Consider the following 22,020-nt stretch of genomic DNA (forward strand, 5'->3'; position numbering starts at 1 on the left):
GCCGAGCGCGCCGGCGGCGCTCGTCCATCAAACGGTCGGCCTCGCCGCCGGCCTCGTACACCGCCAACCTCGGCAAGGCCGCGCACGCCGCGCCGGCCGAGGCGTCCGGGACCTCGGTCCAGCCGCTCGGGAAGCCGGCCGCGCGCGGGCGCGTCGATCCACCGATGCTCGCGCGCACCGAATGCCGGAGCAACGGGGCGGGCAGGGGCCATCGCATCGCCATTGCATCGCCGTGCCGCCCCGGCGTGACGCGCCTCAGGTCTGCAGATACACGACCTGCGTGTGCGTGTACTCGTACACGCCATGCTTGCCGTCCGCGCCGCCGATGCCGCTCTTGCGCACGCCGGCATGGAAGCCCTGCATCGCCTCGAAGTTATCGCGATTGACGTAGGTCTCGCCGAACGACAGCCCGCGGATCGCCGCCATCGCGCTGTTCAGGCTCTTCGTGTAGACCGACGAGGTGAGCCCGTATTCGCAGTCGTTGGCGAGCGCAATCGCGTGGTCGAGATCGTCGACGATCTGGATCGGCAGCACCGGCCCGAAAATCTCCTCGCGCATGATCGCCATGTCCTCGCGGCAGCCGGCGATCACGGTCGGCTCGTAGTGGAAGCCGCGGCCGAGGTCGGCCGGCTTGCCGCCCGTCACCACCGTGCCGCCCTGCTCGACGGCCGTCTTCACCTTCGCGGCCACCTTGTCGAGGCCGAGCTGGTTGATGAGCGGCCCCATCTCCACATTCGCGTCGGCCACCGGGTCGCCGTAGCGCGTGGCGCGCATCGCCGCGCTGATCTTCTCGATGAACGCCTCGGCGATCGGCCGCTCCACGTAGACGCGCTCGGCGCAGTTGCAGACCTGCCCCGTGTTGATCACGCGCGAGTTGCGGATCGCCGTGACGGCGAGGTCGAGATCGGCGTCGGCCAGCACGATCGCGGGCGCCTTGCCGCCCAGTTCGAGGTTGAGCTTGGTCAGGTTCGGCGCGGCGGCGGCCATGATGCGCTGGCCGGTGGCCACGCTGCCGGTGAAGCTGATCATGTCCACCCCGGCGTGCGCGCTGAGCTTCGCGCCCACGTCGCCGCGCCCGGCCACCACGTTGAACACGCCGCGCGGCAGCGCTGTTTTCGCGACGATCTTCGCGAACTCGAAGCAGTTGTTCGGCGTTTCCTCGCTCGGCTTGATCACGATGGTGTTGCCGGTCACGAGCGCGGGCGCCATCTTGCGCGCGATCAGGAAGAACGGGAAGTTCCACGGCAGGATGCCGGCCACCACGCCCATCGGCTTGCGGAACAGCAGCATGGTTTCGTTGGCGCGGTCGCTCGGGATGATCTCGCCTTCGATGCGGCGCGCCCACTCGGCCATGTAGTCGAGATAGTCGGCGGTGAAGTTGACCTCGACCTCGGCGAGGCCGCGGATCTTGCCGCCCTCGTTGACGATCACGTCGGCGAGCCGTGCCACGTCGGCGCGCAGCGCGTCGGCGATCTGGTGCAGGAACTTCGCGCGCTCCACCGGCGTGGTGCGCGCCCAGCCGGCCTGTGCGCGGCGCGCGGCCTCGATCGCGCGGCCGAGGTCGGCCTCGCTCGCCACCGGCGCGTGCGAGAGCAGCGCGCCGGTGGCCGGGTTGCGGACTTCGAAGTGCTCGGACGAGCTGGTGAATTCACCGTCGATGTACTGCTGGTATTGCGTCGGAGTGCTGGACATGGTCGTCTCCTGGGCCGGGTTCGGCGAGAGGGGGCTGCGAATCAGTGGCGTGACAGCATGGCGAGAATACGGGCGAACGGTTGCGCGGGCGCGGGCCGGCTCAATAGCCGGGCGATGAGGCGGACGATGCGTCATCGGCGCCGGCCGGCGAGGGCGCGCGAAAACGCGCGAGCGCGCCGTCGAGCGCGTCGCGCAGCAGCACGATGTCGATCGCCACGGCCACGAAGCTCGCGCCCCACTCGAGGTAGCGGCGCGCCGCGTCCTCGGCCGGCGCGAGGATGCCGGCGGCCTTGCCGGCCGCGCGCGAGACCTCGATGATGTGGCGGATCGCCTGCTGCACGGTGGGGTGGCCGGCATCGTCGGGATGGCCGAGCGCGATCGACAGGTCGGCCGGCCCGATGAAGAGGCCATGGACGCCCGCGGTCGCGGCGATCGCCTCGACGTTCTCGAGCCCGGCGCGCGATTCGATCTGCACGGTCAGGCACAGCGCCTCGTCGGCGCGCGCCAGGTAGTCGCCCACGCGGCCCCAGCGCGTGGCGCGCGTGAGCGCGCCGCCGATGCCGCGAATCCCGTGCGGCGGGTAGCGCATCGCGCGCACCAGCGCGGCGGCCTGCTCGGCCGTCTCCACCATCGGCACCATCAGCGTGGTGGCGCCCACGTCGAGCAGCTGCTTGATCAGCGCCGGATCGTGGTTGACGGTGCGCACCACGGCGCGCGTGCGGTACGGCGCGACCGCCTGCAGCTGCTGCAGCACGGTGGCCACCGAGTTCGGCGCGTGTTCGCCGTCGATCAGCATCCAGTCGTAGCCGGTCTGCGCGATGATCTCGGTCGCATAGCTGCTCGCGAAGCTGTTCCAGGTGCCGAGCTGCGGCGTGTGCCCGGCGAGCGCGCGTTTGAACGGGTTGTCCAGCGGGTTCATCGATTCGTCTCCGAAAAAGGCAGGGCGCCACGCGTGGGGCGTGGCGCGGCAAGGCATGATGCGGCGCGGCGTGGCAGACGCACCGCGCGGCGGCGGCCGGCCCGAGCAGGTTTCGCGCCCGCCGGCACGTGCGGGCAGGCGCGCAATGCTCAGTGCGTGTACGGCCGTTCGAGCTGGCAGTCCGGGTTGAGCCGCACGCCGAAGCCGGGCTTGTCGAGCGCCGACGCGCGCATCCGCCCGCGCTCCGGCACCGGCTCGTCGAGCAGCTGCGGATGGAACATCGGCACGACCTGGTCGGCCTGCGGCGCCATCATCAGGAACTCGGCGAACGGGCTATTGTGGCGCGTGATCACGAAGTGGTAACTGTAGACCGACGAGCCGTGCGGTACCACCAGCGCGCCGTGCGCGTCGGCCAGCGCCGAGATCTTCTGCAGTTCGGTCACGCCGCCGCACCAGCCCACGTCCGGCTGCAGCACGTCGCAGCAGCCCATCTCGAGCAGCAGGCGAAAGCCCCAGCGCGTGGCCTCGTGCTCGCCGGTGTTGACCAGCATGCCGGGCGGCACGGCCTTGCGCAGCGCGGCGTAGCCCCAGTAGTCGTCGGGCGGCAGCGCTTCCTCGATCCACTTGAGGCCGTATTCCTTCGCGGCATGCGCGAGCCGCGTGGCGTAGTTGAGGTCGAGGCTCATCCAGCAGTCCCACATCAGCCAGAAGTCGGGGCCGACGCGCTCGCGCATCGCCGCGAGTTCCTCGAGGTTCTTGCGAAAGCCCTCGTCGCCCTCGGCCGGGCCATGGTGCAACGGCATCTTGCCGCCGACGAAGCCCATTTCCTTGGCCAGATCGGGCCGCGCGCCGGTGGCGTAGAACCGCAGTTCGTCGCGCACGGCGCCGCCGAGCAGCTGGTGCACGGGCTCGTCGCGGACCTTGCCGAGCAGGTCCCACAACGCCAGGTCGACGCCCGAGATCGCGTTGATCACGAGCCCCTTGCGGCCGTAGTAGAGCGTGCCGAAATACATCTGGTCCCAGATCTTCTCGAGATCGGTGACCTTGGCACCTTCCACGAAGCGCGCCAGATGCTTCTCGACGATGAACGCGGCGGGCTCGCCGCCGGTGGTCACCGCGAAGCCGACGCTGCCGTCGCTGGCCTCCACCTCCACCACCAGCGTGCCGAGCACGTTGATGCCGAAGCTGCGGCGGCTCGCGCGGTACTCGGGGTAGCGCGCCATCGGCGTGGCGATGTGGTCGTCGATCCAGTGGCCGTCGCCCTGGTCGTGGTAATCCGCGCCGCCGCCGCGAAGCGTGTAGGCACGGATCTGCTTGATGATGGGCACCGACATGATGGCGTTCTCCATGAAGGGGGAAGGGGGAAACGAAGCGAACGGATTGAACGGATTGAACGAAGCGCGGCGCTCACGAGTAGCGCGGCTGCGCGCGGCGCCCGCCGCGCGGTTCGCGCCGGCCGCGCGCGATCAGCAGCGCGGCCACCAGGGTCGTGGCCGCGAGCGTGTAGAGCCCGGCCGACGAGGAATGGAACGCGACCTCGGCCGCGTGCTTCAGGTTCGGCGCGACGAAGCCGCCGAGCGCGCCGAACGAGTTGATCAGGCCGAAGCCGGCCGCCGCCGCGCTGCCGCGCAGCGTCGCGGCGGGCAGCACCCAGAACACCGGCTGCACGGCGATGAAGCCGGCCGCCGCGAAGCAGAGCGCGATGAGCGAGAGCGCCGGATACGCGCTCGCCACCGAGGCGGCGATGCCGGCCGCGCTGACGGCCAGCGTGACGGCCGCGATCGCGCGATGGCGGCCATGGCGGTCGGCCCAGGCCGGCACCAGCCACGCCGCGACGATCGCGGCGAGCCACGGCAGCGCGGCCACCAGCCCCACCGCGAAGCCGATCTGCCGGCCCATCAGCTGCGCGACCTGCGAGGGCAGGTAGAACACCACGCCGTACACGCTCATCTGGATCAGCAGGTACACGGCGCTCAGGTACCACACCTGGCGGTCGGCCAGCGCGCCGCGAATCGAGGCGGGGCCGTGGGCGGCGCGCGCCTGGTCCTCGGCGGCCAGCGCGGCGGCCAGCGCCTCGCGCTGCGCGGCGCCGAGCCAGCGCGCGTCGCGCGGCCGGTCGTCGAGCACGAACCAGGCGGCCACGCCCACCGCGCTCGCCAGCCCGCCCTCGACGAGGAACAGCCACTGCCAGCCGCGCAGGCCGCCCAGCCCGTGCAGGTCGAGCAGCAGCCCCGACAGCGGCGAGCCCACCACGAACGCGATCGGCGCGCCGAAGTAGAACAGGCCGAGCGCCTTGCCGCGCGCGCGCTGCGGAAACCAGTAGGTGAGGTAGAGGATCACGCCGGGGAAGAAGCCCGCCTCGGCGATGCCGAGCAGCAGGCGCAGCAGGTAGAACGAGGTCTTGCCGTGGACCAGCGCGGTGCAGGCCGAGACGAAGCCCCAGCTCACCATGATCCGGCACATCCAGCGCCGCGCGCCCACGCGTTCGAGCATCAGGTTGCTCGGCACTTCCACCAGCGCGTAGCCGACGAAGAAGATCCCGGCGCCGAACGCATAGGCCGCGTCGGACAGGCCCGTGTCGAGCTGGAACTGCGTCTTCGCGAAGCCGACGTTGGCGCGATCGAGGAACGCCATCACGTACATCAGCAGCAGGAACGGCAGCAGGCGGCGCGTCACGCGCGCCATCGCCTCGCCGAGCGGGGTTGCCGGGTCGTCCATCCATCGTCTCCATCGTTGTGTGCGCGGCGGCGTGGTGCGAAGCGGGCGAGCGCCACGCCGCGAACGGCTAGCAGCACTGTAATCACCCCGGCGATGCGTGACCAATACCAAAATCGATGCATGCGATACGTTTTCCGGATCGAAGCGCGGGCGATCCGGAATGCAGATCGCGCCATGCCGTTTCCGGATTGTTCGGCTGCGCACGCTGCGCCTATATTGGGCGCGGATGCCGGCGGCCCGCGCCGCGGGGCGCGCCGGCGCATCGCCGGTGCATCGCCGGTGCATGACAGGAACCAGGAGGCTCAGGTGCTGCTAGAGGACAAGGTGGTGATCGTCACGGGCGGCTCGCGCGGCATCGGCCGCGCGATCGCCGTGGCCAGCGCGCGCGAGGGCGCCCACGTCGTGATCAACTACTGGGGCGACAACGATGCGTCCTACGGCCGGGGCTCGGCCGTCGACGAGGTGATCGCCCAGGTCGAGCGCGCCGGGCGGCGCGCGATCGCGGTGGAGGGCAACGTGGCCCAGCCGGGCACCGGCGCCGAGCTGGTGCGGCGCGCGGTGGGCGCGTTCGGCCGCGTGGACGTGCTGGCCAGCAACGCCGGCATCTGCCCGTTCCATGCGTTTCTCGACATGCCGCCGGCGGTGCTGGAACGCACCGTCGGCGTGAACCTGAACGGCGCGTTCTACGTGACGCAGGCGGTGGCGCGGCAGATGCGCGAGCAGGGCACGGGCGGCGCGATCGTGGCGACCAGCTCGATCAGCGCGCTGGTGGGCGGCGGCATGCAGACCCACTACACGCCGACCAAGGCCGGCGTGCATTCGCTGATGCAGTCATGCGCGATTGCGCTCGGGCCTTACGGCATCCGCTGCAACTCGGTGATGCCGGGCACCATCGCCACCGACCTGAACGCCGACGATCTGGCCGATCCCGACAAGCGCGCCTACATGGAAAAGCGGATTCCGCTCGGCCGGCTCGGCGCGCCCGACGAGGTCGCCGACTGCGTGGTGTTCCTCGCCTCGGACCGCGCGCGCTACGTGACGGGCGCGGCGCTGCTGGTGGACGGCGGCCTGTTCGTCAACCTGCAATGAGCGTGGTGGCGGAGTCGGGACCGATGGCGCCATCGGAAGCGGCGTCCACGGCCGGATCGGAGAAGCGCCGCAGCAGGCCGATGAAGTACTCGGCGGCCTCGGAAAGCGGCTCGTCGCGGCGCGTGAGGATGCCGTAGCCGGGCAGCCGCTTGCCGACCTCGATCGGCAGCGCCACCAGCAGCTTTGCCTTCACGTGGTCGCGCACCACCGATTCGGGCAGCATCGCGATCGCGTCGAAGGTCTCGACCAGCTGCAGCGTGGCGAAGATCGAGCCGCATTCGGTCAGGTTGGCCGGCGTGGCGAGCCGCGCGCGTGCGAATTCGCTCTCCAGCAGCACGCGCGCCGGGCTCGACACCGGCTGCGCCACCCATGGCCACGGCGCGAGTTCGTCGAGCGTGACGCGTTCGCGCGCGGCCAGCGGATGCTGCGCGCGCGCCACCAGCACGAGCGTTTCGGCCGCGATCGGCTCGAAGCTGAAATCGTTGTGCTGCAGTGCGTTGGTGAGGCGCCCGAGCGCGAGATCGACTTCGCGGCGGTACAGCAATTGCACGATCTGGTCGCTGGTCTCGCCGAGGATGCGCACCGACAGCAGCGGGCGCACCGTCTTCAGCGAGGCCACCGCCAGCGCCAGCACGTCGGGCGCGGCGCCCATGATCGCGCCGACCGTCAGGTGCCCGTGGCCGCCGCGCCGCTTCACGTCGAGATCCTCGGCGAAGCGCATGAGGTCGGACAGCGCGCGCCGCGCATAGGCGAGCACCGACTGGCCGAGCGCGGTGGGCGCCATACCCTTCGCATTCCTTTCGAACAGGCGGAAGCCGAACGCGTCCTCGATGTCGCCGAGCATGCGGCTCGCGCTCGGCTGCGCGACGTTGATCTCGCTCGCGGCCTGATGCACGTTGCGGCAGTCGTCGAGCGCGACGAGCAGCGCGAGGTGCTTGAGCTTCAACCGGTTGACGAGCGACGACGCCGTGGTGGGCAGGGTCATGGGCGGGTGATTCGTTTTCTGGATCGCCCAATGATGATAACGGATTGGTTGGCTATCGGGAGCCGTTTATAGTCGCTGCATCTCGTCGTGCGGGCCGCGACGACACACATACCGAGAACGACGGAGACAGGATCATGGAGACGATCGCTTTCCGGATGCGGCTCAATCCGGGCCGGCGCGACGACTACGAGCGCCGCCATCGCGAGATCTGGCCGGAACTGGTCGCGACGCTGCGCGCGGCCGGCATCCGCGACTACTGGATCTTCCTCGACGAGGCCACCCATCATCTGTTCGCGGTGCTCGAGCGCGAGCCGGACCACCGCATGGCGCAGCTCGCCAGCGACGCGGTGATGCGCAAATGGTGGGATCACATGGCCGACCTGATGCCGACCGGCGCCGACGGCGCGCCCGAGCAGGTGCCGCTCGCGCCGATGTTCCACCTGCCCTGAGCCGGAGGCCGACGATGCGAGTGGTCGATCCGCACCTCCATTTCTGGCGCCCCGGCACCGGTGATTACCCGTGGCTCGCGAAGCCCGGCACCTCGTTCGTCGGCGACGCGCGCGAACTCGCGCACGATTACCTGCCGGCCGACCTGCAGCGCGATGCCGGCGACATCGAGATCGCGAAGGTGGTCCACGTCGAGGCCAATTTCGATCCCGCGCGGCCGGTGGACGAGACGCGCTGGCTGCAGTCGCTGGCGCAGTCGGCGCCGGGCTGGCCGCATGCGATCGTCGCGGCGGCCGACCTGTCGGCGCCCGACGTGGAGGCGACGCTCGCCGCGCACGCCGGCTTCGCGAACGTGCGCGGCATCCGCCAGATCCTCAACGTCCACGCCGATCCGCATTACGACTACGTGGGCCGCCACTATCTGCGCGATCCCGCCTGGCTGCGGCAGTTCCCGCTGCTCGCGCGCTACGGGCTGTCGTTCGACCTGCAGCTGTATCCGTCGCAGATGCCCGAGGCGGCACGGCTCGCGCGCGCGCACCCCGAGGTCGCGATCGTGCTGAACCATGCCGGCATGTTCGTCGACCGCGACGCGCCGGCCGGCTACCGCGCCTGGCGCGAGGGCTTGCGCGAGCTGGCCGCGTGCCCGAACGTGGCGGTCAAGATCAGCGGCCTCGCGATGTTCGACCATGCGTGGACCGTCGAGAGCCTGCGGCCCTACGTACACGAGACGATCGACACGTTCGGCGTGGCGCGTTCGATGTTCGCGTCGAACTTCCCGGTGGACCGGCTGTTCGGCGGCTACGGCGAATTGTGGCGCGCCTATGCGCGCATCGTCGGCGGCGTGAGCGAGGACGAGCGCCGGCAGCTGTTCGCCGGCAACGCGGAACGGTTCTACCGGATCTAGCGGCGCGCCCGATGCGCGGCGCGCCGGGCCGACGGCGCGGCCCCGATTCCGACAACTGGAAGGAGACGATCTTGGCGATACCTGAACAGGCGGCTGCGGAGGCGGCCGCGCCGCGCCTCGAATTGCGCGGCGCGAGCAAGTCGTTCGGCGCGGTGCGCGCGCTGATCGGCGGCGAACTCGTGCTGCGCGCGGGCGAGGTCCACGCGCTGCTCGGCGAGAACGGCGCCGGCAAGTCGACGCTCGTGAAGATCCTGGCCGGCGTCCACGCGCCCGACACCGGCCTGCTGTGCGTGGACGGCCGCGAGCGCCGCTTCGCCACGCCGTCCGACGCGCGCGCGGCCGGCATCGCGGTGATCTACCAGGAGCCGACGCTGTTCTTCGACCTGTCGATCGCCGAGAACATCTACATGGGCCGCCAGCCGCTCGACCGGCTCGGCCGCATCGACTACGACGCGATGTTCGCGAGCGTCGCCGCGCTGCTCGGCTCGCTCGGCGTGAAGCTGAACCCGCGCCAGCCGGTGCGCGGGCTCTCGATCGCCGACCAGCAGGTGATCGAGATCGCCAAGGCGCTGTCGCTGGAGGCCAACGTGCTGGTCATGGACGAGCCCACCGCCGCGCTGTCGCGGCCCGAGGTGGAGCGGCTGTTCGCGATCGTGCGCACGCTGGCCGGACGCGGCGCGGCGGTGCTGTTCATCACGCACCGGCTCGAGGAGGTGTTCGCGCTGACGCGCCACGTCACGATCATGCGCGACGGCGCGAAGGTGTTCGATGCGCCCACCGCCACGCTCGACACCGCCACCATCGTCGCCACCATGGTGGGGCGTGATCTCGAGACCTTCTATCCGAAGGCCGAGGTCGAGCGCGGCGCGGTGCGGCTCGCGGTGCGCGGCCTCACGCGCACCGGCGTGTTCAAGGACGTCGGCTTCGAGGTCCACGCGGGCGAGATCGTCGCGCTGGCCGGGCTGGTGGGCGCCGGGCGCAGCGAGGTGGCGCGCGCGATCTTCGGCATCGATCCGCTCGACGCGGGCGAGATCGTGGTGTCCGGCAGGCGGCTCGCGCCGGGCCGCCCCGGCGCCGCGGTGCGCGCCGGGCTCGCGATGGTGCCCGAGGACCGCCGCGAGCAGGGCCTCGCGCTCGAGCTGAGCATCGCGCGCAACGCCTCGATGACGGTGCTGGGGCGCCTCGCGCGCTTCGGGCTCGTGTCGGCTGCGCGCGAGCTGGCGCTGGCCGGCGAATGGGGCGCGCGGCTGCGGCTCAAGGCGGGCGACCTGCGCGCGCCGGTCGGCACGCTGTCGGGCGGCAACCAGCAGAAGGTGGTGCTCGGCAAGTGGCTCGCCACCGGCCCCGACGTGTTGATCATCGACGAGCCGACGCGCGGCATCGACGTGGGCGCGAAGGCCGAGGTGTACGGCGCGCTCGCCGGACTCGTCAGGCAGGGCATGGCGGTGCTGATGATCTCGAGCGAGCTGCCCGAGGTGCTCGGCATGGCCGACCGCGTGCTGGTGATGCACGAAGGGCGGATTCGCGCCGACATCGCGCGCGCCGAGGCCACCGAGGAACGCATCATGCATGCCGCGCTCGGCGGCCACGACGTCTCGATGGAGCGTGCCGCATGACCACCGGAACCCCCGTGATGAATCCTGCCGACGACACCCGCAAGCCGCACGCGGGCGCGGCCGCGCTCGCCGCGCTCGCGAAGAGCCGCGAGACGACGCTCGCCGTGGTGCTGCTGCTGCTGATCGGCGGCACCGCGCTCGCGCGCCCGCAGTTCCTGAACCTGCAGAACCTGCGCGACGTGCTGCTGAACGTGTCGATCGTGAGCCTGCTCACGGCCGGCATGACGATCGTGATGCTGATGCGCCACATCGACCTGTCGATCGGCTCGGTGGTGGGGCTCGGCGCCTACGGCGTGGGCAGCCTCTACGTGGCGTTCCCGCAGCTGCCGGTGCCGCTCGCGCTGGCCGCCGGGCTCGCGATCGGGCTCGGCGCCGGCTGCGTGAACGGGCTGCTGGTGGCCTACGGGCGCGTGCCCTCGCTGGTCGCCACGCTGGCGATGCTCTACATCCTGCGCGGCGCCGACTACGCCTGGGTCCACGGCGGGCAGATCACCGCCTCCAGCCTGCCCGACGCCTATTCGCGGCTCGCCACCGGTTCGCTCGCCGGCGTGCCGGTGCTGGTGCTGATCACGGCGGTGCTGCTGGCCGGCCTGTCGGTCTACCTGAAGCGCTACCGCGCCGGCCGCGAGCACTACGCGATCGGCTCGAACCCGGAGGCCGCGCGGCTCGCCGGGATCCGCGTCGACCGCCGCGTGCTGGCCGGCTTCCTGATCTCCGGCGCGCTCGCGGGGCTGGCCGGCGCGCTGTGGCTGGCGCGCTTCGGCACCGCCGACGCGAGCACCGGCAAGGGCATCGAGCTGCAGGTGGTGGCCGCGGCCGTGGTGGGCAGCGTGGCCATCAACGGCGGCGTGGGCACCATCCTCGGCGCCACGCTCGGCGCGCTGGTGCTCGGCGTGATCAGCATCGCGCTGGCGGTGCTGCACGTCTCGCCGTTCTGGGAACAGGCGATCCAGGGCGCGCTGATCGTCGCCGCGGTGGCGGCCGACACGCTGCTGGCCCGCTCGATCGCCAAACGCATGATGAGGAAACGCGACCATGGCTGACGCGAAATCGACCCCGGCGCGGCGCGCGTTCGCCCCGGGCTGGGAAGGGTTGCTGGTGCTGATCCTGATCGCCTCGCTGGTACTCGGGCGGCTGCTCTCGCCGGTGTTCCTCGACACGGCGAACCTTGCCAACATGCTGCTCGACATCGGCGAGATCTCGCTGATGGCGCTGACCATGACGCTGATCATCGTGACGGGCGAGATCGACCTGTCGGTGGCGTCGATCCTCGGCGCGTCGAGCGCGCTGATGGGCGTGCTCTGGCATCTCGGCTTGCCGATGCCGCTCGTGATCGCGCTGGTGCTGGCGGCCGGCACGCTCGCGGGGCTGTTCAACGGCTGGGTGATCGTGCGGCTGCAGCTGCCGTCGCTGGCCGTGACGATCGGCACGCTCGCGCTGTTTCGCGGCCTCGCCTACGTGCTGCTCGGCGACCAGGCGATCGCCGATTTCCCGCCCGGCTACACGGCGTTCGGGATGGACACCGTGGCGGGCAGCTTCCTGCCGCAGCCGTTCGTGATCGTGATCGTGGCGGCCGTGCTCTGCACCGTGCTGCTGCAGGCCAGCGCGTTCGGGCGCGCGCTCTACGCGATCGGCTCGAACCCGGCCGCCGCCACGTTCTCGGGCATCGCCGTGGCGCGCATCAAGCTGCGCCTGTTCGTGATGTCGGGCTTCATGAGCGCGCTGGCCGGGGTGGTCTACACGCTGCGCTTCACCAGCGCGCGCGGCGACAACGGCGAGGGCTTCGAGCTGGCCGTGATCGCGGCCGTGCTGTTCGGCGGCGTGAGCATCTTCGGCGGGCGCGGCTCGCTGTACGGCGTGCTGCTGTCGCTGTTGATCGTCGGCGTGCTGAAGAACGCGCTGACGCTGGTGGACGTGTCGAGCGAGGCGCTCACGATCGTCACCGGCGTGCTGCTGCTGTCGTCGGTGCTGATCCCGAACCTCGCCTCGCTGTGGCACGCGCGCCGGCTGCGGCGCCGCGCGATGGCGCGCTGAACGCGACGCACGCAGGCACCGCGACGCCTCACCCGCATCCACGCATCCACGCATATCAACACGGCCGGGCCCACGCCCCGGCCCACAACCTGGAGACGCAGCATGCATCGACCCTTACGCAGGACCGCGACGGCGGCGGTGTTCGTCACGCTGGCCGGGCTGGCCTCGTCGTTCGCCGTGGTCGGCACGGCGCACGCGGCCGGCCTCAAGCCCGATCTCAAGATCGCGTTCGTGCCCAAGCAGATCAACAACCCCTACGAGGTGATCGCCGACGAAGGCGGGATGGCCGCGATCAAGGAGCTGAACGGGCAGGGCAAGGTGGTCGGCCCGTCCGACGCGGGCGCGTCCTCGCAGGTGCAGTACGTGAACACGCTCACCACCCAGCGGCAGAATGCGATCGTGATCGCCGCCAACGATCCGAACGCGCTGGTGCCGTACCTGAAGCGCGCGATGGCGCAGGGCGTGAAGGTCGTCACGTTCGATTCGGACACGGCGCCCGAGGGCCGCCAGATCTTCGTCAACCAGGCCAACGCCGAGAGCATCGGGCGCGGCCAGATCCAGCTGCTCGCGAAGCTGACGGGCGGCGAGGGCGAGTTCGCGATCCTCTCGGCCACGCCGAACGCGACCAACCAGAACACCTGGATCCGCTGGATGCAGGAGGAACTGAAGAAGCCCGAGTACGCGAAGCTCAAGCTCGTGAAGATCGCCTACGGCAACGACGACGACCAGAAATCGTTCGTCGAGACGCAGGGCCTGCTGCAGGCGTATCCGAACCTGAAGGCGATCGTCGCGCCGACCTCGGTGGGGATCGTGGCCGCCGCGCGCTACATCTCGACCTCGTCGAGCAAGGGCAAGGTGGCGGTGACGGGGCTCGGCACGCCGAACCAGATGCGCGCGTTCGTGAAGAACGGCACCGTCAAGGCGTTCCAGCTGTGGGATCCGGGCCAGCTCGGCTACCTGGCCGCCTATGCCGCCGCCAACCTGGCCTCGGGCACCATCACCGGCAAGGAAGGCGAATCGTTCGAGGCCGGCAAGCTCGGCCGCCGCACCATCGGCAAGAGCGGCGAGGTGATCCTCGGGCCGCCCACCACGTTCGATGCGTCGAACATCGACCAGTTCAACTTCTGAACCCGGTCCGCGCCCGGCGCGCAGGTGAAGCGGCGGGCATGAGGCGCAGGGCCGTCAGGCCTCGGGGCGGCTCAGGAAGCCCTCGACCGCGGCCGCGAACGCCGCGGGCGCCTCGAGCATCATCAGGTGACCGCAGTCCGCGAGCGCTTCGCGGCCCGCGCACAGCTCGACGGCCCAGCCCGGCAGATGCCAGTTGCCATGCGAACGCTCGCCCGACAGCAGGTACACCGGGTGGCGCTGGAACACCTGCCTGAGCTTGCGCGCGTAGCCGGCGTTACCGGTCACCGCGATCACCGACTGCCCCATCGCGCGCAGCGTCGAGGCCGGCTGGTGGTCGAGCCAGCGCGCGGCCGTGTCGACCATCGCCGGCGTCGCGTCGCGGATCACGCCGCGCAGCCAGCCGGCCGGATCGGCGCGCAGCGACGCGAGCCGCGCGTCGGCCTCGTCCGGCGTCAGGTGCGCCACCGGCGCGGACCAGAACGCGTCGTCGAGCGTGAAGTTGCCTTCCACGTTGACGATCCGGCGCACGCGGTCGGGGTAGGCATGCGCGAACAGCATCGCGATCGCGCCGCCGGTCGAGTGGCCGACCAGGTCCACGGTGGGCGCGTCGGTGCGCGCGGCGATGAACGCGCGGATGTGCTCGACCTGCTCGGGCAGCGAGATGGCCTCGAACGGCACGTGCCGGTAGGCGCCGTAGCCGAGCAGGTCCGGCGCGGCGTGCAGCGGCTCGGGGGTGTCGAAGGCGATCGCATCGAGGCTGCCGATGAAGCCCTGGACGAGGATGACGGGGGGCCGGTGGCTCATGCGGATCGTCTCGCGGGTGAATGAGGGTGGAGGGACGCGGCGTGCTCGGCGCCGAGTGCGTCGCGCAGTTCTTCGCGCAGTTCGTCGAGTTCGAGGCAATGCGTGCGGTCGTGGTCGAGCAGCTCGCGCACGAGTTCCTCCAGGCTGACGCGCCGGATTCCGTCGTGCAGCCCGCAGCGCTCGAGCTGCGCGGCGCCGAGCCGCCGCAGCGCCAGGCACAGGCGCCGCCGCGCTTGACGGAACGCCTCGAAGGCCTCGCCCGGGTTCTGCTCGAGGTAGCGGCGCGCCTGCGCGACGGCGAGGCCGTCGACCGCGGCGATCACGGGCAGCCGCTCGCGCCGGATCGCCTCGATCCGCTGCGCGGACACCGCATCGAAATCGCGCAGATGGCAGACGTGCTCGACGAACGAGAAGCCGGTGCCGTCGGGGCGGCATGCCCACTGCGCGCGCGGGATGCGCGCCGCGTGTTCGGCGAGCCGGCCCGGCATCGCGGCCAGTTCCTCGACCACGCGCGGAAACGGCAGCACCACCGGGCGCGCGCTGAACACGGCGCCGTAGCTGAACAGCCGGCCGCCCACGCGCCCGCGCGCCTGTACCAGTTCGTGGCCGTGGCGGCGCATGACGTCGGCCACCATCGCGCCGCAGAACTGGCGGGCGGTCGTATCGGTTTCGATCTCGGGATATTTCCCGGCGATTTCGTCGGCCACCGCCGCGATCGCGGCCATGCCGACGCGCGACAGCGCCGCGTATTCCGGGTAGCGCTCGGGAAGGTCGATCAGGGCTTCGAGTTGCTTTCCGATCGGCGTGGCGCGGAAGCGGTCAAAGCGGGAGTGCATGGATCGGGACGCATTTCCTTAACGTCGCACGACGATACGTTAGCGCGGCGCGGGCGGTCAAGGCGTCGGGCGGGCTCGCGGTTTTTTGTTATGAAATTAACGATCCGGCATGCGCGGGAATGGCGATAATCGCGCGCCGGCGTCGTGATTCCGCGCCGTTTCGCGAATCAATGGCGCGGCGCCGGGTGGACAGCGCCGCCGGCGCGGCGGTATGCTCGGCGGCACCGCGCCGGGCGTCGCGCGGGGTCTTCGTCGCGGCGCGTGGGTTCGCGATGCCGCTGTTCATGTCGACCGCATTCGCAGGTATGCCGCAATGATCGTCACCGATCTGGTCTGTCAGGAGATCCGGGAGCACATCGCCTCCCATCGGCCCGAGCGCGGCGGCGCGCTCTACGGGCCGCGCCATTACCCGATGGTCACCCATTTCGAATACGACTTCGACGCGCGGACCAGCGCCGTCAGCTACGTGCCGTCGGACCGGCTGATCGCCAACGTGGCGGTGGTCGAGCGCGAGGCCGGGCTGCAGTTCAAGGGCATCGTCCATTCCCATCCGCGCGGCCTCGTGCGGCCCTCGGCCGGCGACGAGCGGACCGTGCTGAGCTTCTTCGCGAAGAACCCGCAGTTCGCGGCGATCGCGCTGCCGATCGTCCAGCCGCTGCCGCGCTCGCGGGCGCCGCAATCGGAGCCGGTGCCGTCGCCCGATCTGGATCCGGGCGCGGCGCCGTCGTTCCTCCACTGGTATCGCGCCGAACGCGGCGCCGCCGCCGCGCGTCCCGGCGACGTCCGGCGCGACGCCGTGACGATCGTCGAGGAGCCGCTGCACGTGCTGCCGATCCTCGCGCACGTCGAGCGGCTGCTCGCCGGCCTCGCGCGCGGCGGCCTCGCGCTCACCTGCAACCGCAAGCTGCAGCATCTGGAGATCGCCGGCTCGCAGCTGGTCGGGCTCGTCTGCAGCGGGCCGGCGCAGCGCGAGTTCATGTATTTCGTCGGGCTCGGCTATCCGGTCGTCGCGCCGCTGGTGCTTTACCAGCACGAGGGCGCCACCCGCAGTCTCGCGATCGAATGGGATGGCATTACCGATGCCGAGGCGTCCGTTGAACGAATAGCGGCGCTCCTGTACGCTGCGATGGGTGGTCCGGACGCCAGCGGCCCGGCGCCACGCTCCGAGCCGCCGCGCGCCGCGCCGGCCCAGCCGTCACATGCCACCTGAGGGAGTTCGAAATGGGAACCGATCTGAACGCACTGCGCGCCACGGTGCTCGCGAATCAGACCCGCACCGAATCGCTGCCGATCAATCCCGCCGCCCAGGTGGTGGTGGATCGCGACGGCAAGGTCATCATGCCGGTCGATGCGCGCACCGCCGAGCGCACCACCATCGTGCCGTCGGAAGTGTTCGCCTGAGGGCGGCGCCCGGAGCCAGCCCATGTCGACACGCTACGAACAGGACCGCGCGGACGTCGCCCGGTTTCTTCCGACCAATACCGTCTACCACCGGATCGGCGAGCAGGACGTCTGGACCTTCACGAAGGATACCGAGCTGCAGGTGGTGTTCACGATCTCGCTGTATTTCTGCGCGGACGAGGACATTCCCGGCTATTGCGCGCAGCTCGTCTCGCCGACCATCGAGAAGGCGTGGCAGAACATCCACGTCGGCCATATCTTTCCGGACGGCGTGATCTGCCTCGGCGGCGCCTCCATGCGCACGCGCCGCACGTTGCGCGAGGCGTTCGCGAAGAGCTGCCTGTGGGCCGAGGGCATGGCCGTGATGATCCGCTCGCGCGAGGTCGGCCAGCCCTCGGAATTCCCGTTCTCCGCGAACAACGAGGAAGGCGAGGCCTACGCCGGCGACGCGGTGCTGAAGCCGACCGGCGGCCGGCGTGGCTGAACCGCTGCCGCCGCGGCGCGACCCGAGCTGGTTCGACCGCCTGGCCGGCGTGGTGCCCGGCGGCATCGCCGGCAAGCGCGTGGCGATCGTCGGCTGCGGCTCGGTGGGCTCGTTCGTGGCCGACGAACTGGCGCGCGCCGGCGTCGGCCATTTCCTGCTGATCGATCCCGACCATGTCGAGTGGCGCAACCTCACGCGCACCGTATACGGTCACGCCGACGTCGGTGCGCCGAAGGTCGAGGCGCTGGCCCGGCATCTGCGCGGCATCTTTCCCGACATCGCCGTGCAGGGCTGCGCGAGCGAGGTGCAGGCGCTGCGCCCGCGGCTGCGCGAGTTGCTGGGCGGCGTCGATCTGGTGGTCTCGGCGCTCGACGATCCGACCGCGACCGGCATCGTCGATCGCTTCTGCTACGCGCTGCTGAAGCCCGCCGTGTTCGTCGGCCTCTACCGCGGCGCGGGCGGCGGCGAGGTGATCGCCGTGGACCCGGCGCATACGCCGTGCATGGGCTGCGCCACCGGCGGCGTGCGCGAGACGCTCGGCGACGTGGTGGCGGGCGCGCCGGTGCAGCGCGAGCGCGACTACGGCACCAACAAGCTGAAGCCGCAGGTCGCGCTCGGCTCCGACATCCACTTCGTCTGCAATGCCGCCGTGAAGATCGCGCTGTCGATGCTGTGCGGCGGGGATGACGACGGCGGCGAGGGCGGCGGCATCGGACGCTTCATGCGCGGCAAGCTGCGCGAGGGCGTGCATTACCTGATGCTGGCCATGGAGCCCGATTACTACCTGTTTCCGCACACGCACGCCGACGCCATCGGCCAGTACGCGTTCCAGTCGCTCTGGCTGCAGACCACGCGGCGCGCCGACTGCCCCCGCTGCGGCGAGCCCGGGTTTCGCCAGCCGCCGTTCTGAGCGCGGCATGGTTTCGACCCGGCGACACTGAATGGCGATCGACCTCGAAACGCTCCGAAAAACCGTCGGCGACGACGCGTCCGCGCGCGCCGGGGACGCCGAACGCGCCGGCGCGCGATGGTTCGCGGCGCGGCTGAACGGCCGGACCTGGCGCGCGCTGCTGACCACCTTGCTGGTGCTGGCCGCATTGATCGTGATCGGCGCCGCGGCGTGGTTTCTCGCGCATCGGCCGCTGCACTTGCCCTCGTTCGGCGGTGTCGAAGTCCGGCGGTTCGTGGCATCGCTGCGGCCGGCGCCGCGGCAGGCAGCCAGTCCGGCTTCGGTCGCGCCGGCGCCTCGGGTTCGGTCGAATCACGTGGACGCCGCCCGCCAGCCTTCGTCGATCGAGGCGGTGGCGCGCGACGCGGACCCCGCCATCGCCCGCGTGCTCGCGCTGGCCCGCACCGGCGATCAGGCCGCGATCGCCGAGGCAGCGCGGCAGGCGGGGCGTTCGGTCGATTTCTCGCGATATCGCTGGCAGCGCGACCGCAAGGCGGCGCGCGCGCTGAACCAGGACGCGATCGCCGCGTTCAACGGGCGCGGCGACGCGCAGGCCGCCTACGAGATCCAGCGCAAGGCGCTGGAAGCCGATCCGCTGGACGGCGAGGTGGCCGGCAACCTCGCGCTCTACGCCTACCGGACCGGACGCTTCGGCGAGGCGCGCCTCTACGCGCTGTACGCGCTGGCCGTGCCGCGCGCCGACGGCAAGAGCGGGCGCACGGCCGACTGGACCACGCTGGCCGCGATCGAGGCGGCGAACGGCGACGCGGCCGGCGCGCGCGAAGCGATGTACGTGACGCTGGCGCTGGCTTCGGACGTGCGGCTGCGCTGCGTGGCGGCGGTGCAGGCGACCGCGAGGACTTACGGCAGCCGCCTGCGCGACGCGACCGAGGCGATGCTCGCGCGCGTGCGCGAGCGCTCGCTGTCGGACGCGCCGGAGTGCGGATTGCCGGTGCGGTGGTAGCGGGGGCGGATCTCGTGCGGATATCGCCGGCATGAGGCGTCGTTTCGCGAGCGTTCGCGGCATGGTGAAAGCGTGAATGGATTTCGCGGAACGCTTCGCCTTCCATGGAAGCCGCAGCGGCGCCAAACCGGTGCCGACGCGCCGCGTCGAGCCCGCGCCCGGATCCGACCCGACGGCGCGGCCCGCCCCTCTCGTCCTGGAGCACTCCCATGACCAGCAAGACCACGATCTGCCTCTGGTACGACGGCACCGCGCTCGAGGCCGCCACGTTCTACGCCGTGACGTTCCCCGACAGCGCCGTGGGCGCCGTGCATCGCGCCCCCGGCGATTACCCCGCCGGCAAGCAGGGCGACGTGCTGACGGTCGAGTTCACGGTGACGGGCATCGCCTGCCTGGGCTTGAACGGCGGCCCGGCGATCCGGCATAACCAGGCGTTCTCGTTTCAGGTGGCGACCGACGATCAGGCCGAAACGGACCGCCTGTGGGACGCGATCGTCGGCAATGGCGGCGAGGCCAGCGTGTGCGGCTGGTGCCGGGACCAGTGGGGCGTGTCGTGGCAGATCACGCCGCGCGTGCTGACGGCCGCGGTCACCGATCCCGATCGCGCGGCGGCCAAACGCGCTTTCGAGGCCATGATGACGATGGGCAGGATCGACATCGCCGCGATCGAGGCCGCGCGGCGCGGATGACGCCGCGCGAAGGGCGCCGCCCGGACGTCATTTGGCCTGGCCGCCGGCCGCCCGCCACACCACCGCGTTGTCCACCGCGTAGAGCTTGAACGTCACGCCGCTCTTCCGGCATTCGTCCTGAAACTTCGAGAATTCCGTCGAACTCGAAAACGTGCCGAATTTGCCGTCGCTGGTGAACACGAACGCGCGCGGCGCGGCCAGCAGCAGGAACTGCCTGTAGGCCAGCGCGACCGGTTCCTTTTGCGCGGCCGGCACCGGCAGCGCGTTGGCGTCGGCGAGCGCGGCGAAGCCGCTGCCCACCACGTTGCCGTCGCCGGAGAAGCGCACGCCGGCCGCCTTCATCTCGTTCTGCCAGGCGGCGATCTCGTGCGCGTAGCGCTCGGGCAGCTGGGCGACCCATTCGGCCGGATAGGAAAACGCGAAATTCTCGGTGGCCGTCGCCACCGAGCGCACCACGCCCACCAGCCGCCCCTGTTCGTCGAACAGGCCGCCGCCGCTGGAGCCGCTGGTGACGGGCGTGGACGACTGGATGATCGGCACCTGGCTCTCGGGCTCCTGCCGCAGCGACGAGATCAGCCCGTCGGTCAGCGACAGTTCGAGCCCGCGCGGACTCGAGATCACGTACACGCGCTGGCCCACCTTCAGCGTGCTGATCGGCGCGACCTGCACCGGCGCCGTGTCGAAGCGGCCGGCCACGCGCAGCAGGCACATGTCGCGGCGGTTGTCGGGATCGCGCAGCACCTCGTCCACCTTCAACGTGGCGTTGCCGTTGGTCAGCGCGACGTCGACCGACTTCTCGACCACGTGGCAGGCGGTGATGAAGCGGCCCGGCGCGATCAGCACCGCGCTGCCGATCATGAACTGGTTGCCCTGCGGCTGCGCGGCCCTGACCGTCCAGACCTTCGGCGAGACGGCCGCGAACACCTGCTCGGCCGAGGTCCCGCCGCCCTGCGCGAACGCGTTCGCGCCGATCCCGAGCAGCAGCCATAGTGCGGGGCGCAGCAGCGAGGCGCGGCGTTTCCGGTCGATGTTCAATGGACTCTCCCTGCGTTCGGATCGTTGAGCGGCACGGATGGCGGCGTGTAAGGACAGGACAGGCGCCGATCCAGATTATAGGGATGTGAGCGCAGGCTCGACATGAGCGGCCGGATATGAACGCGGCCGGATGCCGAAGCCGGCATCCGGCCGCCACGCCGACGAACCTTGGCGGGACCGAGGGACGCGGTGCGTCAGCGCCAGTCCAGCGCGCCGCCCGATTGATAGTCGGTCACGCGCGTTTCGAAGAAGTTCTTCTCCTTGCGCAGGTTGGCCTGTTCGTCGAGCCAGGGCAGCGCGTTGGTCGCGCCGGGGAACGGCGCCGGCATCGATAGCTGGGTGGCGCGGCGATTGGCGATGAAGCGGAACTGCTCGCAATGCAGGTCCGCCGAATAGCCGAGGATCGGATCGCGCAGGATGTATTGCGCGTAGGCGCGCTCGGCGGCCTCGGCTTCCTCCCAGATCTCCTGCACGGCGCGCGGGTCGAGGCTCAGGTTCTCTTCCTCGAGCAGTTGCCGGATCACGCGAATGCCGAAGCCGCAGTGCAGCACCTCGTCGCGCATGATGTACTGGAACTGCTGGGCGGTGGCCTTCATCAGGCCGCGGCGCTGCAGCGCGAACACGGGCGAGAAGCCGTTGTAGAACCAGGTGCCCTCGAACACGGCCGCGAAGAACAGGTAGGCGAGCGCGAACTCGTGCAGCGTGTCGCGGTTGCGCAGGTCCAGGCCCGGCTCCAGCATCCGGTTCAGGCGCCGGTTCGACAGCGCGATCTTCGCGTGGATCTGCGGCACGACGCGGTAGCGGTTGTAGATCTCCTGCTGGTCGAGGCCGAGGACTTCGATGCAGTGCTGGTAGGTCCAGGTGTGCAGCGCTTCTTCATAGACCTGCCGGGCCTGGTAGATCTGCAGCTCGGGCGCCGTCATCTTCTCCATCACGGCCAGCCCGATGTTGCGCATGGCGAGGATGTCGGAGGTGGTCAGGTAGGCGAGCACGTTCTCGAATACGTGTTTTTCGGCCGGGCTCAGGCGATGGTGGAAATCGTGGACGTCGTCGCTCATCGAGATCTCGAGCGGCGTCCAGTGGTTCTTGTTGGCCGAGAGGAAGCACTCCCATGCCCAGACGTAGCGGAACGGCGCGAGCTGGTTGATGTCGCCGGAGCCGTTGACGACGCGTTTGTCTTCCGCGCGGACAGGTTTCTGTGATGTCATTTCTTCGCATGCCAGAATGAATGCGGCTCCGCGCTCCGGCGCGTCGATCGGTTGCGCCGCGCGGGCCGCCGCCGGCCGCCTCGCGGCAGCCGGGGATTTCAGGGAAATTTTCACTATC

General features: G+C 70.6%; 23 protein-coding genes. 13 read left to right on the forward strand and 10 right to left on the reverse strand.

Annotated features, from left to right (window positions below; all coding sequences use genetic code 11):
• Nucleotides 1-255: 255 nt before the first annotated feature.
• The 4 genes from aldA to BpN12_RS03265 all read right to left on the reverse strand — a co-directional run bounded on the left by aldA (nt 256) and on the right by BpN12_RS03265 (nt 5,329).
• Nucleotides 256-1,692, reverse strand: a complete 1,437-nt coding sequence (aldA, locus tag BpN12_RS03250) for an aldehyde dehydrogenase (protein ID WP_246793872.1) — start codon at nt 1,690-1,692, stop codon at nt 256-258.
• A 100-nt stretch (nt 1,693-1,792) separates the two neighbouring features.
• Nucleotides 1,793-2,611, reverse strand: a complete 819-nt coding sequence (locus tag BpN12_RS03255; protein WP_246793873.1) for an HpcH/HpaI aldolase family protein — start codon at nt 2,609-2,611, stop codon at nt 1,793-1,795.
• A gap of 149 nt (nt 2,612-2,760) precedes the next feature.
• Nucleotides 2,761-3,945: an L-rhamnonate dehydratase gene (rhmD, locus tag BpN12_RS03260; protein WP_246793874.1), complete on the reverse strand. Its 1,185-nt coding sequence runs from the start codon at nt 3,943-3,945 to the stop codon at nt 2,761-2,763.
• 73 nt (nt 3,946-4,018) lie between these two features.
• A complete protein-coding gene (locus BpN12_RS03265; protein WP_246793876.1) occupies nt 4,019-5,329 on the reverse strand; it encodes an MFS transporter in 1,311 nt (436 codons plus the stop codon).
• A 306-nt stretch (nt 5,330-5,635) separates the two neighbouring features.
• On the opposite strand from BpN12_RS03265, the gene lra1 reads away from it, so the two are divergent.
• Complete coding sequence (gene lra1, locus BpN12_RS03270; protein ID WP_246793878.1) at nt 5,636-6,418, forward strand: L-rhamnose 1-dehydrogenase Lra1; 783 nt, start codon at nt 5,636-5,638, stop codon at nt 6,416-6,418.
• Here lra1 and BpN12_RS03275 read toward each other — a convergent pair.
• Nucleotides 6,405-7,403 carry a LysR family transcriptional regulator gene (locus BpN12_RS03275; RefSeq protein WP_246793880.1) on the reverse strand — a complete coding sequence of 333 codons (999 nt, stop codon included), beginning with the start codon at nt 7,401-7,403 and terminating at the stop codon, nt 6,405-6,407. The genes lra1 and BpN12_RS03275 overlap by 14 nt on opposite strands.
• A 134-nt stretch (nt 7,404-7,537) precedes the next feature.
• Between BpN12_RS03275 and BpN12_RS03280 the strand changes: the two genes are divergently transcribed.
• The 6 genes from BpN12_RS03280 to rhaS all read left to right on the forward strand — a co-directional run bounded on the left by BpN12_RS03280 (nt 7,538) and on the right by rhaS (nt 13,532).
• Nucleotides 7,538-7,852, forward strand: coding sequence for an L-rhamnose mutarotase (locus BpN12_RS03280; protein WP_246793882.1), 315 nt, complete (start codon nt 7,538-7,540; stop codon nt 7,850-7,852).
• A 14-nt stretch (nt 7,853-7,866) separates the two neighbouring features.
• Nucleotides 7,867-8,754, forward strand: a complete 888-nt coding sequence (locus BpN12_RS03285; RefSeq protein WP_246793884.1) for an amidohydrolase family protein — start codon at nt 7,867-7,869, stop codon at nt 8,752-8,754.
• Nucleotides 8,755-8,765: 11 nt separating this feature from the next.
• Entirely contained in the window at nt 8,766-10,370 is a 1,605-nt protein-coding gene (locus tag BpN12_RS03290; protein ID WP_425306281.1) for a sugar ABC transporter ATP-binding protein, read from the forward strand.
• Between the two features lie 17 nt (nt 10,371-10,387).
• Nucleotides 10,388-11,413, forward strand: coding sequence for an ABC transporter permease (locus tag BpN12_RS03295; RefSeq protein ID WP_246794612.1), 1,026 nt, complete (start codon nt 10,388-10,390; stop codon nt 11,411-11,413).
• Nucleotides 11,406-12,404 carry an ABC transporter permease gene (locus BpN12_RS03300; RefSeq protein ID WP_246793886.1) on the forward strand — a complete coding sequence of 333 codons (999 nt, stop codon included), beginning with the start codon at nt 11,406-11,408 and terminating at the stop codon, nt 12,402-12,404. Before BpN12_RS03295 ends, BpN12_RS03300 begins: the two co-directional genes overlap by 8 nt.
• A 102-nt stretch (nt 12,405-12,506) precedes the next feature.
• Nucleotides 12,507-13,532 carry a rhamnose ABC transporter substrate-binding protein gene (rhaS, locus tag BpN12_RS03305; protein ID WP_246793887.1) on the forward strand — a complete coding sequence of 342 codons (1,026 nt, stop codon included), beginning with the start codon at nt 12,507-12,509 and terminating at the stop codon, nt 13,530-13,532.
• A gap of 54 nt (nt 13,533-13,586) precedes the next feature.
• Here the strand turns inward: rhaS and BpN12_RS03310 are convergent, their stop codons facing one another.
• From BpN12_RS03310 to BpN12_RS03320, 3 genes are all read right to left on the reverse strand, one after another.
• On the reverse strand, nt 13,587-14,336 hold the full coding sequence (locus BpN12_RS03310) for an alpha/beta fold hydrolase (RefSeq protein ID WP_246793888.1): 750 nt from the start codon (nt 14,334-14,336) through the stop codon (nt 13,587-13,589).
• Nucleotides 14,333-15,172, reverse strand: coding sequence for a DinB family protein (locus BpN12_RS03315; protein ID WP_246793889.1), 840 nt, complete (start codon nt 15,170-15,172; stop codon nt 14,333-14,335). The genes BpN12_RS03310 and BpN12_RS03315 overlap by 4 nt, the downstream gene beginning before the upstream one ends.
• An 88-nt stretch (nt 15,173-15,260) precedes the next feature.
• Complete coding sequence (locus BpN12_RS03320) at nt 15,261-15,458, reverse strand: hypothetical protein (RefSeq protein WP_246793890.1); 198 nt, start codon at nt 15,456-15,458, stop codon at nt 15,261-15,263.
• Between the two features lie 27 nt (nt 15,459-15,485).
• On the opposite strand from BpN12_RS03320, the gene BpN12_RS03325 reads away from it, so the two are divergent.
• The 6 genes from BpN12_RS03325 to BpN12_RS03350 all read left to right on the forward strand — a co-directional run bounded on the left by BpN12_RS03325 (nt 15,486) and on the right by BpN12_RS03350 (nt 19,659).
• Nucleotides 15,486-16,382 (forward strand): Mov34/MPN/PAD-1 family protein, encoded by an 897-nt coding sequence (locus BpN12_RS03325; RefSeq protein WP_246793891.1) that lies wholly within the window; start codon nt 15,486-15,488, stop codon nt 16,380-16,382.
• Between the two features lie 11 nt (nt 16,383-16,393).
• A complete protein-coding gene (locus BpN12_RS03330; RefSeq protein WP_246793893.1) occupies nt 16,394-16,573 on the forward strand; it encodes a hypothetical protein in 180 nt (59 codons plus the stop codon).
• Nucleotides 16,574-16,595: 22 nt separating this feature from the next.
• Complete coding sequence (locus BpN12_RS03335; RefSeq protein WP_246793894.1) at nt 16,596-17,057, forward strand: hypothetical protein; 462 nt, start codon at nt 16,596-16,598, stop codon at nt 17,055-17,057.
• Complete coding sequence (locus BpN12_RS03340; RefSeq protein ID WP_246793895.1) at nt 17,050-17,967, forward strand: HesA/MoeB/ThiF family protein; 918 nt, start codon at nt 17,050-17,052, stop codon at nt 17,965-17,967. The genes BpN12_RS03335 and BpN12_RS03340 overlap by 8 nt, the downstream gene beginning before the upstream one ends.
• 31 nt (nt 17,968-17,998) lie before the next feature.
• Nucleotides 17,999-18,970, forward strand: coding sequence for a tetratricopeptide repeat protein (locus tag BpN12_RS03345; RefSeq protein ID WP_246793896.1), 972 nt, complete (start codon nt 17,999-18,001; stop codon nt 18,968-18,970).
• A 209-nt stretch (nt 18,971-19,179) separates the two neighbouring features.
• Nucleotides 19,180-19,659 (forward strand): VOC family protein, encoded by a 480-nt coding sequence (locus tag BpN12_RS03350; protein WP_246793897.1) that lies wholly within the window; start codon nt 19,180-19,182, stop codon nt 19,657-19,659.
• Between the two features lie 27 nt (nt 19,660-19,686).
• On the opposite strand, the gene BpN12_RS03355 is transcribed toward BpN12_RS03350, so the two are convergent.
• Both BpN12_RS03355 and BpN12_RS03360 read right to left on the reverse strand, forming a co-directional pair.
• A complete protein-coding gene (locus tag BpN12_RS03355; protein WP_246793898.1) occupies nt 19,687-20,694 on the reverse strand; it encodes a S1 family peptidase in 1,008 nt (335 codons plus the stop codon).
• Between the two features lie 194 nt (nt 20,695-20,888).
• Nucleotides 20,889-21,902 carry a ribonucleotide-diphosphate reductase subunit beta gene (locus tag BpN12_RS03360; RefSeq protein WP_246793900.1) on the reverse strand — a complete coding sequence of 338 codons (1,014 nt, stop codon included), beginning with the start codon at nt 21,900-21,902 and terminating at the stop codon, nt 20,889-20,891.
• Between the last annotated feature and the right edge of the window lie 118 nt (nt 21,903-22,020).

The sequence above is a fragment of the Burkholderia perseverans genome, assembly GCF_022870505.1.
Classification (GTDB): Bacteria; Pseudomonadota; Gammaproteobacteria; order Burkholderiales; family Burkholderiaceae; genus Burkholderia; species Burkholderia plantarii.